This is a genomic window from Agarilytica rhodophyticola (genome assembly GCF_002157225.2).
In the GTDB taxonomy this organism is placed as follows: Bacteria; Pseudomonadota; Gammaproteobacteria; order Pseudomonadales; family Cellvibrionaceae; genus Agarilytica; species Agarilytica rhodophyticola.
The window spans coordinates 6,653,280-6,668,955 of sequence record NZ_CP020038.1 but is presented as its reverse complement, the minus strand read 5'-3'; the positions used below and the strand labels follow the sequence as shown (position 1 = coordinate 6,668,955).

Below are 15,676 nucleotides of genomic sequence, written 5' to 3'. Positions count from 1 at the left end.
TAAAAAAATGGACAATTCAGAAGCTGAAGATTTTGGTGGTTATGGTATTGCAATTGTTGGAATGGCGAACCGAGTCCCCGGTGCAAAGACGCCTGATGAATTTTGGAATAATATTGAAAAGGGTATCGAGTCGGTAAAATTCTACAACGATGAAGAAATGGCGCAGGCAGGTGTCACACCTGACCTTTTGAAGAATCCGCACTACGTTAAAGCTGGAGCACACCTTGATAATTTCGATCACTTTGATCCTGATTTTTTCGGCTTTAGCCCAAAAGAGGCGGGTATCTTAGATCCTCAGCACCGACAATTTTACGAGTGTTGCTGGGAAGCTCTCGAAAGAGCAGGCCATCCGCCTTCCAAGTTTGATGGTGCAATAGGTGTATTTGGTGGTTCAGGTATGGCCGCTTACCTAGCGCAAAATATCATGACTAATCCAGAGCTGGTGGATTCTGTAGGTATGTTTCTCCTACGTCATACCGGCAACGATAAAGACTTTCTCACCACTCGTGTGTCATACAGCTTTAATCTAAAAGGTCCCGCTGTGAATGTGCAAACCGCATGTTCAACCTCTTCAGTGGCTACCCATTTAGCATGCCAATCCCTACTCAGTGAAGAGTGTGATATGGCCTTGGCTGGTGGTGTTACCATAGATCTGCCTCACAATCGCGGTTATTTGTATAAGGAAAATGAAATACTTTCACCGGACGGTCATTGTCGCGCCTTTGATCATCGCTCGAAAGGCACTATCTTCGGCAGTGGCACCGGTGTTATTGTACTGCGCCGTTTAGAAGATGCGATTGCCGATGGCGATCATATACATGCTGTCATTATTGGCTCGGCCGTGAATAATGATGGCTCCAGTAAAGTTGGCTACTTAGCTCCCTCCGTGGAAGGGCAGGCAGAAGCGATAACAGAAGCAATGGAGATTGCAGACATAGATTCTGATTCTATTGGTTATGTTGAATGCCATGGAACCGGCACGCCAGTAGGTGATCCTATTGAGGTGGCTGCTCTTACCGCAGCATTTAATGAAACCACTGAGAGAAAAGGTTTTTGTGGCTTAGGTTCAGTAAAAACTAACATTGGACATTTGGATACGGCAGCTGGTGTGGCTGGCATTATTAAAGCCACCTTATCTTTGGAAAATAAAAAAATCCCGCCGAGTCTTAATTACGAAGCACCTAATCCAACTATTGATTTCGCTCGCTCACCTTTTTATGTCAATCATAAACTTAAGGATTGGAAGCAAGGAGAGGAGCCTCGCAGAGCGGCAGTCAATTCCCTAGGTGTCGGTGGTACTAATGCCTTTGTAATTTTAGAAGAGGCTCCGGCACTTTCTGAATCTGATACCTATGATAAGAGCAATCACCTACTTACTTTTTCTGCCAAGAGTCGGAAGTCTTTAGATAGCTATGCTGAAAAGTTTGCTCAGTTTTTAAGGGACAATCCCCATGTCAATATGGCTGATGTTGCCTATACCTTATTTGAAGGTCGAGAAGACTTCGAAAACCGTCGTGTTCTAGCCGTGCGGGATCGCGAAGAGGCTATCGCATTACTTGAGAATAATGATCAGCGACGTCTTTTTACCCACTCTGCAGATGGCAGCGATAAATCACTTGTGTTTATGTTCCCGGGTGGGGGTGCTCAATATGCGGATATGAGTCTTGACCTCTACCGTACTGAAGCAGTGTTTAAACAACACATGGATGAAGGTTTCGCTATTCTCAAAGCAAAAACAGATCTCGACTATAAACGATTCCTGTTTGTGGACGACCAGGATCTGGATACAGTTAAATCAGAGTTACAAAAACCTTCCGTGCAATTGCCCCTTATTTTCATGGTTGAATATGCATTGGCGAAGTTGTGGATGTCCATGGGAATTGAGCCTAAAGCGTTAATCGGCCACAGCATGGGTGAAAATACCGCAGCTTGTTTGGCGGGAGTGTTTAGTTTTGCCGACGCTTTAGGCCTGGTGTTATTGCGTGGCCAACTTATGGATGATGTGCCCGAAGGTGGTATGTTAAGTGTGCAACTTCCAGCTGATGAATTGGAGAAGCATCTACACGATAAACTAGCTATGGCGGCAGTTAACAGCCCAATGCTGTCAGTTGCCTCAGGCACTAAGCAAGATTTAGCCGATTTATCTGAGAAGCTCACCGCCCTTGAGATAGACAATAAAGCCGTTCGTATTAATATTGCTGCTCACTCGTGGTTACTCGATGATATATTGCAGCCCTTCGGCGATTACCTGAGAAGCATCACCCTTAACCGACCAAAAATGGATTTTATTTCCAACTATACCGGCACATGGATTACTGCCGAGCAAGCTTGTGACCCTGAGTATTGGGTTAAGCACTTGCGTAATACAGTGCGCTTCGCAGATGGAATTAATACGTTGCTAGAAAGTGATGATTTAATTTTTCTTGAAGTAGGGCCGGGTAACACCCTAGGTTCTCTGACGAGACAAAATCAAGATGCTCCTGCTCAGCGAGTGTTTTCTACCTTACGTCATCCAAAGGAAGAAACTGCAGACGATAGTTATTTTTATACGGTACTTGGCCGTTTATGGGGCGTTGGCTTAAAAGTGACAGCATCGCAGCTGTGGGGAGATCAGAAGCGCCATCGTATTCCTTTGCCTACCTACGCCTTTAATCACAGCCAATACTTTATTGAGCCAGGTAAACCTAGTAAAGAAAATGGTCAGATTTTTTCAGCCATTCAAAAAATAGAAAAACTCGAAGATTGGTACCGCAAGCCTGTATGGCTGCAACAAGGAGTTTTGACAAAACCTGTTGCCAAGCAAAACTGGTTGGTTTTTATGGATGAAAGTGGGCTTGGTGAAAAACTTGTTCACACACTCCGTGCCGATGGTCATACCGTTGTTACAGTAGAAGAAGGTGATGCTTACTACCAAGTGAGTCAAGAAAGCTACAAGTTATCTCCAGAGCTGGGGTTAGATGCCTACACTCCATTGATCAAAGACTTGGTGGCCAGTGGTTGTTTCCCCGATCGTATTTTGCACCTGTGGTTACTGACTCAAGATGAAAGCTTCCGTCCTGGATCTAGCTTTTTACATCGCAATCAAGAACACGGTTTTTATAGTTTATTTTTCCTAGCTAGAGCCATTGCTGATGAAGGGCAGGTAGATCGCAAAGTAGAAATGTTGGTCTATGCCAATGGCATGATGCAGGTTGCCGATGAAGCTGTCCCTTATGCAGAAAAAGCCACGGCACTAGGCCCTTGTAAAATTATTCCTCGGGAGTTTCCACAAGTAAGTGTTGCTTGTTTTGATATCAATTTACCCATAAAGCCAGAGCGCGCTGGCTTGTTTGGCAATAAAACACAAACGCCTGAGATCCCTGGGGACCTGTTAGATTTAATGACCAACGAACTTTATGCGCCGCTTGCTAATGGTCTTTATGCCTATCGCGATAATGTCCGTTGGCAGCGACAGTATGATCGTATTGACGTTAATACTGACAAACCAAAAAATGAGGTCAACAAACGCATCCGCGAAGGGGGTGTATATCTTATTACCGGTGGTCTCGGTGGTATTGGTTATGTTATGGCTCAACAATTAGCCGAGAACTATAACGCCAAGCTTATCCTTGTCAATCGCACGCCTTTACCGAGTCGCTCCGAGTGGGCAAATTGGTTAATCAAACATGGTCACGATGACAAAATCAGTATTGGCATTGGCAAGGTGCGTAGACTGGAAGAACTGGGGGCGGATGTCTTGGTATTGTCTGGTGACGTGACAGACGCGGATCGCATGCAAGAAATTGTCAACCAAGGGAATGATCATTATGGTGAAATAAATGGTGTTATCCACGGTGCTGGTACTATTAACGACAACCTGATTCAAATGAAAAGCCAAGGTGAAGTGGAGGAAGTATTCGCCCCTAAAGTCTACGGCACATTGGTATTAGGGGATATCTTTGCTGGTAAACAGTTAGACTTTTTCGTGCTTTTCTCATCGACTTCAACGGTCATTGCTCCTGTGGGACAGATTGATTATGTCGCAGCCAATGCCTTTCTAAATGCCTATGCTCAGCAGCGTAATAATAAAGAAGCTGGCTATACTGTCGCGGTGAATTGGGGCGTGTGGAATGAAGTGGGTATGGCTGCAAACAGCGCGGCAAATATGGGTTATGACACTGCTAAACAAGCCAATAAAGATGTCTCCGATGCCCACTACCCATTGTTTGAAAAACATATTCAAACGTCGAAAAATGGACGCGATGTTCATTATTTAACTTCCCACTATAACACCAAGCAGCATTGGATTTTAGATGAACACCGAACCAAGAAAGGCCAAGCGTTATTGCCTGGTACGGGGTATATCGAGCTTATACGAGCGGCTTTGAATGAATGTGGCGAAAGTAGTGGCTTTGAGATCAAAGAGCTGATTTTCTTAAAAGCCCTATATGTACCTGAAAATATTACCTTAGCGGCGCGAGTGAAGCTTGAACAAACTATTGAAGGCTATAGTGTCGCAATTCAAAGCGAAGTCAACGATGGCGACGCAGGTAGTGGTTGGCAGACCCATGCCGAAGCGCGAATTATTATCGGGGTTGAAGAGCCACAAGACAGACAAGATGTTTATCAGGTGATGTCTCGTATTGGCTTGCAGCGTATATCCGATTCAGACACAGCGCCCGCGCAACGCACCTTGCAAGAAGAACATCTTAATTTTGGGCCTCGCTGGCGAGTGCTGCGTGATGCAAAATATGCCGAGAATGAATCGGCTGCGGTGCTTTCTTTAGATGATAAATTTGAAGGGGATTTAGAGCACTTCAAAATTCACCCCGCACTACTTGATATTGCTACCGGCTATGCAATGGAGCTGATTACTGGCTACTTGAATAATGGTACATCGGACAACCTCTGGGTTCCCGTGTCTTATGGCAGCTTTAAATATTACAAACCACTGACCCAACGCATTTACAGTTGGGTACGCAACAGTCGAGCTAACAAAGTCGATGATGATTTTGCTAGCTTTGACATAAGTATGTTTGATTGGAAAGGGAATTTGTTAGCGCAAGTTGAAAAGCTAACGATTCGCAAAATGGTAGGTGAGGTAGATTTCTCGATAGCAGATAATACTCCTGCCCGCCTGGAAAAGGATGAGTTAGATCGGGCTTCTGGTGATGCTGAGTTTCGCTCCCTTTCACCTTCAGAAATGGCTTTCCAGCATAATCTCTCACAAGGTATTTTGCCCGAGGAAGGAAGTGCTGCGCTCTTTAATGTACTTGATGTTTGTGATGAACCTGAAGTTATCATCTCTTCGTTGGAATTAGAGTCGTTAATAGAAGAAGTGGATGCTACGGCAGCATCGCTGCATAAAGAAGATGATGACACCAAATTTGCACGTCCAGAATTAGATAATGACTATGTTGAGCCTAAGGATGATATTGAGCGCAACTTGGTCAGTTTTTGGGAAGAGCTTCTTGGTGTGGACCAAGTTGGAGTGGAAGATAGCTTTTTTGACCTAGGTGGACACTCATTGGTTGCAGTGCGTTTGTTTGCCAAAATTCAACAAACCTATGATGTTGATTATCCCATCTCTGTACTGTTCGAGGCGCCGACTATTGCAGCCTGTGCCGATATGATCCGCGACGTCGTTGGTGATACCGGCCTGAGTGATTCCTCAAGCGAAACAAAAGATAAAACCCATCAAGCCCGTTATACCCATCTCGTGCCAATGCACAGTAGCAAGTCGACACAAGTGACGCCGTTTTTCTTGGTGGCTGGTATGTTTGGGAATGTACTGAACCTTCGTCATCTCGCCCAGCTGATCGGCAACGACCGTCCTTTCTATGGCTTACAGGCAAGAGGCTTATATGGTGATCATGAACCCCATGAAACTTTTGAAGAAATGGCCAGGGATTACATCAAAGAGATACAAACGGTGCAGCCTGAAGGCCCCTATATTCTTGGTGGCTTCTCTGGCGGCGGTATAACTGCTTATGAGATCGCGCGTCAGTTGAAACAAGCTGGACAAGAAGTGGCGGAGCTTATCTTGCTGGATACACCTCTACCTTACAATGAACCATTAAGTTCAGTAGATAGAATGTCTATTCACTGGCAAAGAATTCAAAATAAAGGTTTTGCCTATTTTTCCGAATGGGCTAAAAATCGCTATCACTGGGAGCTCAATAAATTCCGCAACCGTTTTGGCGAAGTGGAACAGGCCAGCCAAAGCCCTGCTCAGTTTAAATCTGGTGTAATGGAAGTTGCGTTTTATAGGGCTTTATCTCATTATGATATAAAGCCTATGAATATTGATGCAAAGCTCTTTCGCCCTAAATTGCCTATTAAATATCGGCTCAGTGGCGGACGGGTCGCGAATAAGGATCGGCAGGTTATTTATGAGGATAATGGCTGGCCAAGATATGTCGATAATTTGCAGGTCTTTGAAGTTCCCGGCAATCACGACTCCATGGTGCTAGAACCCAATGTAAGAGTTTTGGCGACTAAACTACGTGAATGTATAGAAAAGGCAGACCCCAAAACTAAGTGATCAAAAGGCAATAGCTACTCTAACTAGAATAGGCGCTGACTTTATCGTGCTATGCTAGGGTCAACAGGCCCTAGATTATAACTAGCGTTAGGCTGCGGGCCGGTGTCTAGTTGGGTTATGTTAGTTTGTTTATCTGTTTTTTTGCGTTTTTTGTTTAGTTTAATAGAAGCCTTGTGTTTTATTTTTAAGATTTGGAATCGATGAATGAGTAATGAACAAGAATTATCAGTTGCACTTAAACAAGGAATGCGGAATCTTGCCTCTGGTGTTTGTGTGATCAGTGCTCTGACAGAAGATGGAGAACGAGTTGCAATGACGGCCTCCTCTGTCACTTCTGTGTCTGACGCCCCTCCTTCGTTACTCGTATGTGTCAACAAAGCGGCAAAAATGGATTCAGCCTTAGCTAAGACATCGGACTTTACCGTCAATATTTTGAGTAAAGATCAACAAGAGGTGTCTAATACCTGTGCAAAACCCGCGGAAGGGGAGAGCCGCTTTAATGTGGGCAATTGGTCTGTGGATAAAACTACAGGTCTATCGTATTTAGAAGATGCTCTGTCTGTATTTATTTGTGAGAAAAGTCAGGTAGTACCTTACGGCACTCATAATATTTATATCGGTAATATTCGCAAAGTACATTTTGGCAGTGGCGAACCCGATATTTTAGTATATGCCAAAGGTGCTTATTATAATATCTAGCGGCTATTCGCACTAAGCGAAGCACTTTTCTGATAAGTAGATACACCTCTCTTGTCTATCATGCTCACAGGTGAGCAATTTGATATTTACTTTCTTTTTGCGGTTTCATTAAAAATTGTTCATGCTTATACATGCTGATCAATAAGAATTGGATTGCCATCTGAATCAATAACAAGACAACTGGCCGGGCCCTAGCTGTTTTTGAATCTCTCTAACATCTGTAAAGTCATCTAAGTGAATCGCCTTGCTGTTCCAACCAGGGTCAAAGTCAGTATGTTTTTCAAAAATACCCTGGAAAAGACCAATCACATGTTCTTCATTTTTGAATATCCTTAACTTTTAAGCTAACTGAAAATGCACCGAGTTTCATAAGTAACCTCTTTATAATTTTAGTCACATAGCTAAGGAAAAATCGTATAGATAATTATTATGATATGGTCTGTTAACTAAATTCTAATAATTTTCATTAATTAGTTAACGATATTATTATGTATGGGTAATCAGTTAAAGTGAAAGGTAAGTATTAAATTCCATTATTGTTTTGTATTAGATAGTAATACATAGTAAATAGAACAGTTATAAGAGTATTTTATTTGTGTCACTTGAGATATTATTTTAGCCCATAAGTAAGCGATAACTTTATAGTTGATATGGCTGACAATACTCAATTTTCATAAAAAAAATATCTTATATTTCTCATTCTTAAACTGTACTATTGTTCGGCTGCGGTATGGATATCAATTTACAGGTGTATAAAAACTGCAATTATTATAGCCGCCTATATTATTTTTATAAAAAGACTTAAGTATGTGCTAATTGAAATATGATTAGACGGGCTATATCTAGATATTTACAACATTATCAACGTTTATAAATACGAGTAGTGATGTGTGCTGGATCGTATTCGTTTTTTATTTAAGACGATAATATAACTTAATGATGCAAAGCATTGTTGCTTTTGCTGCCGTCATTCTTAAAAAGGTGATCCGCTATATTGTAAAGGTTCTGCTGTTATGCGGAATAAAGTAACTATAGAGATTAAAAGTCAGTTTTATAAAGTGCGGGTTAGAAGAAGTTTATTAGGTAAGGAGTTTTTATGAGTATTATCAATACAGCCCTTAAGATTAAGGATCATATTCCGTGCACAAAGCAACTTATAAATAGAATCGCTACCAATAGTGTTTGTAACTCAATAAAACCTAGGCCAAATGCATTTAGTTTATGGTCGCATGTTGCTAAACCAGAAGAAAAGGATGAGCAGGGCCCCGTAGGTGAGTATACCACTTGGCCTATGTTGACAGATAAGCGTTATTCCGCAAGACATTTACCTCCAGCTGATCAGGAATACATAGATCGTTTACCTAAAGATGTAGCCTATAACCCTGAAAATAATACTGTTGGCGATATTACCGCACTGTTTGCTCGAGAAGGAGAGATGAAAACAGGACGTTCGTCTATGCTGTTTATGTTTTTTGCACAGTGGTTTACAGATAGTGTTTTGAGAGTTGACTCCTCAGATAGAAGGAAAAACACTTCCAACCATAATGTTGATTTGTGCCAAATATATGGGCTTACTGAAGAGTCAGCCAACATTTTAAGAAGCAAAGAGAAGGGCAAATTAAAAAGCCAAAAAATTAATGGAGAAGAGTATCTGGATTATCTTGGCGAAGTTGGTGGCGATGGAAAATGGAAAGTTAAAGATTGCTATAAAGGCCTACCTTATACCTCCGAAAAAATTTTAAATGAAATCGTAAGAGGATGGGATGATTCAAGAAAGCATAAACTTTATGCCACAGGCTTGGAGCGAGGGAACTCTTCCATTGGTTATGTGGCAATTAGTACTATTTTTATGAGAGAACACAATCGACTGTGCGATGAATTATCAGGAGCTTATCCCTCTTGGGATGATGAACGCCTATTTCAGACCGCAAGAATGATTAACACGGTAATTTTATTAAAGTTGGTTATCCAAGATTATATTAATCATATTACTGGTGGGGAATTATTTTATCTTGATCATACTTTTGCTGAAGAGCAAAACTGGTATAGAACGCCTTGGATTAGTATTGAATTTGATTTGTTATATCGTTGGCACGGCTTGATACCTGATGTTATAAAATTTGGCGATCAAGAATATGGTCACACACAATATAGAATGAATAATGGAGCGCTTGAAGATATAGGCTTAGTCCAGCTAATCGATGCGGTATCTAAACAAAATGCAGGGACAATAAGTCTTAAAAACGTTCCTACTTTTATGCTTGGTGCTGAATATGCAACATTAAAGATGGGCAGAGATTTTAGACTTTGCTCCTATAATAAATACCGGGAGTTGTATGGACTCGATAAACTATCATCCTTTGATGAGCTAACTCATGACTCCAGTCTTGCCGCTAAGTTAAAAGAGTTATATAAAGATATTGATAATGTTGAGTTCGTCATAGGTATTTTTGCGCAAAGTGGTGAAGGTGATGCCCTATTCGGTGATTTACTGAATACTATGGTTGCTTACGATGCTTTTACACAAATATATACCAATCCATTACTTTCCAAGAACATTTACACTACAGATACTTTGTCTGAAGTTGGAATGGAAATTATAAAACAGACCAATAGCTTTCAAAGCGTGTTAGACAGGAATAATACAAGTAGCTTTAACGCTAAGGCTATTTTTAGTTTGTAACTAATATTATCTTATTTAAATAGAATAGAGTTTTATAAATCAGGCTTTGCTTAGATTTTAAAATAAATCAAATCGATATTTTTGGGCGCCGTTTAAATAACCCTTACTTCTCATAATGAATACTGAGCCTAATAATAGGCTCATTTCCATCTAAACTTGACTTTTATGTCAACAGTTTCACAAAAGCATTATTGGCGTTCTATTAAACTTTATTATCAAAAAATTAGCTAAGCATAAAAGCAATTTTTTTATATAGAGAATCAATTTAAAAAATATATTTTTGTAATTTTTTATTAGAGTGTTTATTTTCGTCGAATTAAATTATTTTTCATTTCTCTGACGACATTAATTTAAATATATAAATTACATCGGCTTCCTTCATAAAATTTTTTTTTAAACTAATCGTATTATGGCGCACATATTGGCTTTGGTTACCTTGTGAAATGTAAATCTTTGAATTAAGCTAGGTGCGACACTTTGACGCAGGTCAAATGATGTTAATTTGCTCCAACAAAAAATATTTTCATCATTTCTATTTTTAATATTTCATGCCAAATAACGGTTTTTCGAAGAGATTGTAATTATTTAAACAAGTGGTTTGACAGCTGAACGAACTATTTAAGTTGTTGGTATTAATGATGTTTCGCTTAAATCATCTTTTTTGCTAATAGTTGTTCGTATGGCGCATATGTTTGTTTTTATATGTTTTCCAGTTCTCAAATAATTGAGGTGCAATGAAAAGTATTTGAGTGCTTGTTAATAATACCCGTTAAGTTATTAGCTGCTTTGGTATGCAATATCTAGAAAGCAATAAGGTAAATAAAAATGAAGAACACGCAACTTAGATATATTGCATCGTTTTGTATGTTGTTGTCTTCTGTGGCTTTTGGCCATAGTGCCATGTTTCCGGATTCCTTTAAGTTTGATGACTCAAACGAAGGTACTCCCACAACATTACTAAAGTCTCTACAAGAAGGCAGTTCGGCTGTAGCAGCTTCTACATGTGTAGGTGGCTCTGCTAATGGTTTCCCCTGTGATAAGGTTGATTTTCAATCTTTTCTTGCAAAAGCAAATATGGGTGGCGGCTCCGGAAATTTGAATGATATTTGGGGATGGACAGACCCTCTTACTGGTAATGAAATAGCAATTGTAGGAAGAGTTGCTGGAACTTCTTTTGTTGATATTACCAATCCTGCAAGCCCTGTTTTTCTAGGATATCTGCCATCTCATAATGGTGGAAGGGATTCTTGGCGGGATATAAAAGTATATAACGACCATGCTTTCATCGTTGCTGATGGTGGTGGTAACCCTACTCATGGTTTGCAAGTATTTGACTTGAATACCCTGAGAAACCTTAGTAACCCCGGTGGGACTTTAAGTGAAACAGCACATCTAGGTGGTTTTGGTCCTGCACATAATATTGCGATTAATGAAGATACGGGTTATGCCTATATTGTTGGTAGCAACCAGTGTAGCGGTGGGTTATATATGGTTGATATTACCAACCCAACATCGCCTTCTTTCGCGGGATGTTTTTCTGCTGATGGTTATACCCATGATACTCAGTGTGTAGTCTATGCCGGCCCAGATACCACTTATCGTGGACGTGAAATATGTGCCGCTTATAACGAAGACACGATTACTTTTGTTGACGTTACTAATAAGTCTAACCCTGTTCAAATTTCACGTGAAGGTTACAGTGGCTCTCGCTATACGCACCAAGGCTGGTTTTTAAATGATAGTCATGAAATTCTCATTATGAATGATGAATTGGATGAGACGCGACGTGGGATTAATACAACATCTTATATTTGGGATGTGAGTGACCTCGATAATCCTCGTGAAATTGGTCGCTATGTAGGGCCAACTGCTGCAACTGATCATAACTTGTATACCAAAGATAACTTTATTTTTGAAGCCAACTACCGAGCAGGACTACGTATTTTATCGACAGACAATATTACTAATGGTCAATTAGAAGAAGTTGCTGTTTTTGATACCATTCCAGGGTCTAACAGTGCACAGATGTCTGGTGCATGGAGTAGTTATCCTTACTTCGAAAGTGGCAATGTAATCCTAAGTGATATCGGTACAGGTTTATTTGTGGTTGCGCCCGATTGGGATGCGATTAACGGCAACCCGCCAACCCCGACACCGACGCCAACACCATTGCCCAATGGGTGTTTCTATGCAGCAACATTTGAAAGCGCTTCCGAAGGATGGACCAATACCGGCAGTAGCTGCAGCACTGGCTCATTCGTTCGTGGAACACCAACAGAAACCACAACAGGCGGTGCGATTTTGCAAGTTGGCGGAGCTGCCGTAGGTTCGGGTGCTTGGTTTACTGCACCTAATACTGCGATCGGTACTGATGATGTGGACGGTGGAACTTGTCAGACCACGTCGCCTGCCATCGATGCCTCTAGTGCAAGTAGTGTTGATGTGTCGCTTGCTTATTTCCATGGGCAACGAGATCCTGGTGATGACGCTAGTGATGGCTTTGTTATCGAGATATTAAATAACGGTAACGTAGTTAACACATTGGTTAATATTGGTGATGTTGCTAGCGCTGCAGCATGGGCCAACGCGGCAGCAACAGTGGCTAATCCTGGGTCTATCCAAATCCGCGTGCGTGCAACAGATGGTGCATCTGGTGGTGATATTATCGAAGGCGGCATCGACCAAGTGTTAGTTTGTCCAACAGCACCAGGTGGTCCAACGCCTACACCAACTCCCACGCCAACGCCTACTCCAGCACCTACATGTACAGTTGAGCAAGGATTTGAATCCGGCAGCGGTGGTTGGACAAACTCAACAGCATCAAGCTGTAGCACAGGTGACTTTGTCACTGGCACTCCATCAGAGCAAAATAATGGTGGTGTGACAACTCAGGTTGGCGGTGCCAATACAGGTAGTAATGCTTATTTCACAGCTACTAACACAACTGCAGGCTCTAACGATGTGGATGGTGGTACCTGTATCGCTACATCGCCAAGCTATAGCGTTGGCTCGGCGTCCACATTATCTCTTGCTTACTTCCACGGTCAGCGTGATGGTGGTGATGATGCTGGAGATGGCTTTAGTATTGAGTTCTCTACCGATGGTGGTAATAGCTTTAATTCGCTAGTGTCTGTTGGCGATGTTATTTCCAATGCGTCGTGGACAAATGCTAGTGCGCAAATCCCTGCAGGCTCAAACGTTGTTCTTAGAGTGCAATGTTCTGATGCAGCCGCTGGGGGTGACTTAGTAGAGTGTGGTATCGACGACGTTAATATATGCTCTAACTAATTCGTGCTATGAGTTGCCGTCAAAGTGCTTTTATGTGCGCTTTGACGGCTTTCAGTGTTTCTTAATTTATTTCGAATACATGTATAAATCAAAAATATAGCTATTATGATTTTCAAAGTTAACTATAACGTTTTAGCTTTATGTCTTTCCTTAACGTTCTTTAGCACAGTTGTTTCTGCTGTTCCCTCAAAGCAGAGCAATAACTTATTTAATCATGCTAACAATCTTTTAGACAAGGCCAACCTCGCTGAGAAAAAATCCAGTGAAGAAATTGTTAGTGCAAATAAAATTCGCAAAGAGCTCAATAAGCTACGCTCAAAAGTAAGAAAAGCGAAAGATAGTAGTGAAAGAAATAATTTAACAAAGCAAGCCGATAACCTTGCATCACAGCTAAAAAATCTTCAGGACAGCGGTAGCAAGTTACGTGAAGAAAATAAGCATCTATTTAAGCAATCCTTAGAAGTATTTGAAGAAGCTATTGTTGAACGCTGGGGGAAAAAAATTCGTAACCGTAAGCCTGTATCTATGGATAGTGAGACCACTTCGTTTATTTCTCATAATACACGCTTTCGCAGTGTTCATCCCAATATGTTAAATAAAATGGGTACGCCAACGGATAATATTAACCCTGAGAATGTTAATAAAGAAATGTCACTGTTAGTTCCTGCATTAGCTGGGCAAAATGCACCACCAGACTTAGATATTAGCTCTTTTCAAATCTCACGAAAACAACAATACTTCGCCCATATTGAGGTGGTATCGACTACTCAACAAGGTGAAGTTTTAGCGCCATTAAATGAGATACATAAATGGCATTTGATATTGAGCAATTTGTCTGGAGAGCCTATCGAGAATGCCAATGTGGAAATTATAGGCCATATGCCAGGGCATGTTCATGGCCTTCCCACAGAACCAAGAGTGACCGAGGAAGTAGAACCGGGAGTTTATAAGGTTGAAGGTGTAAAATTTCAAATGAAAGGCTGGTGGGTAATGCAGTTCAACGTTACTGATGAAAAAGCAAGTAGTAAAGATGATTCTGTTGTTTTTAATTTAGTATTTTAAATCTCTCCTTCTATTTGTTATGTGTTATGGCGTTATGATATGACTGCAATTAAGTATCCTATTTTTTTGTTTTTATTTTTGTCGTCTTGTGTTTTTTCGCAGGATAGAGAAGACCAGCAAGATGTATATGCATTTACTTCTGCTGATATTAATTTCCTCAAGAATTTTTCGTTAAGTAATTTATCTCCTATACCGCAAGCTCCTAGTAATAATATCGCAGATAGTATCGAGGCGGCCCGCCTTGGGCGTGCGCTATTTTTTGATTCGCGTCTAAGTAAAAATGGAAAAGTTGCTTGCGCTAGTTGTCATGCTCCTAAAAAATATTTTACCGATGGCCTTGCTTTATCTGAAGGCCTTGGTAAAACACAGCGCAGTGCTCCGAGCTTGCTAGGTGTTGCTTGGAGTCCATGGCAGTATTGGGATGGGCGCAAAGATAGTCTTTGGTCACAAGCGTTAGGCCCGATAGAGCATCCTAACGAAATGGCGATGGATCGATCCGGTTTTGTACGTAAAGTCTTGAGTCTCTACAGGCAGGAGTATGAATACGTTTTTGGTAAGATTGAAGATTATCGCACTATTAAAAAGTTGCCTAAGAAGGCAAGCCCTATTGGTGATAAGCGATCGCAGAAACGTTGGCACAAACTATCTTCTTATCAGCAGGATCAAGTGAATCGCGCTTTTAGTAATATTGGCAAAGTGCTGATGTCCTATCAGCGTCAGCTTAAGCTGCCTGCCTCTCGTTTTGATGACTTTATCGATGCAATGCAAGAAAAAAATGATCAGGGCTATCGTTCCATACTAAGTGAGAGTGAAGTACATGGCTTACGCTTATTTATGGGCAAAGCTAATTGTTTTAGTTGCCACAATGGCCCACTATTTACCAATTTTGAATTTCATAATATTGGCGCGCCAGAAAGTGACGAAGCCAAAGTAGATCTGGGTCGTTACCAAGGTGTATTAGATTTAGTCAAAGATGAATTTACTTGCCTTTCTAAATGGAGTGATGCCAAAGAAAGCGAATGTGAAGAGATGACATATCTTAAAAAGAGTGGGCCTGAACTTGTTGGCGCTTTTAAAACACCGACTCTACGTAATATTGCAGCGACAGCGCCTTATATGCAAAGTGGTCAGTTTAAAGATTTAAAGGAAGTGCTGGCACATTACAATCTGCCGAAGCCACCTTTTTATGATCGAGAACAACACCCTAATCGTCCACACTTTGATATTTTACCTCTGAAATTAAACGATAAGGAATTAGAAAATATTATTGCTTTTCTATCGACGCTCACGTCACCATTTCCGCAGGACGATTATTGGTGGAATCCAGAAATTAGCGACTCGCAAATTCTAAGTGGTAATTGATGATCGCGCATCCTTGCGCTGCGATTGTTAACCCGTCGCTTTTTACTGCCGGGTTAACT

General features: G+C 41.1%; 6 protein-coding genes. All 6 read left to right on the top strand.

What is annotated here, in order from left to right; all coding sequences use genetic code 11:
* Window positions 1-7: 7 nt before the first annotated feature.
* Window positions 8-6,523, top strand: a complete 6,516-nt coding sequence (locus BVC89_RS27500) for a type I polyketide synthase (protein ID WP_086934286.1) — start codon at window positions 8-10, stop codon at window positions 6,521-6,523.
* A 204-nt stretch (window positions 6,524-6,727) separates the two neighbouring features.
* Complete coding sequence (locus BVC89_RS27495; protein WP_086934285.1) at window positions 6,728-7,222, top strand: flavin reductase family protein; 495 nt, start codon at window positions 6,728-6,730, stop codon at window positions 7,220-7,222.
* A 1,096-nt stretch (window positions 7,223-8,318) separates the two neighbouring features.
* Window positions 8,319-9,905: a peroxidase family protein gene (locus BVC89_RS27485; RefSeq protein WP_086934284.1), complete on the top strand. Its 1,587-nt coding sequence runs from the start codon at window positions 8,319-8,321 to the stop codon at window positions 9,903-9,905.
* An 825-nt stretch (window positions 9,906-10,730) separates the two neighbouring features.
* Window positions 10,731-13,193, top strand: coding sequence for a choice-of-anchor B family protein (locus BVC89_RS27480; RefSeq protein ID WP_086934283.1), 2,463 nt, complete (start codon window positions 10,731-10,733; stop codon window positions 13,191-13,193).
* 105 nt (window positions 13,194-13,298) lie between these two features.
* Entirely contained in the window at window positions 13,299-14,255 is a 957-nt protein-coding gene (locus tag BVC89_RS27475; protein WP_086934282.1) for a FixH family protein, read from the top strand.
* Window positions 14,256-14,294: 39 nt separating this feature from the next.
* Window positions 14,295-15,617, top strand: coding sequence for a cytochrome-c peroxidase (locus tag BVC89_RS27470; protein WP_086934281.1), 1,323 nt, complete (start codon window positions 14,295-14,297; stop codon window positions 15,615-15,617).
* The last annotated feature ends 59 nt before the right edge of the window (window positions 15,618-15,676 follow it).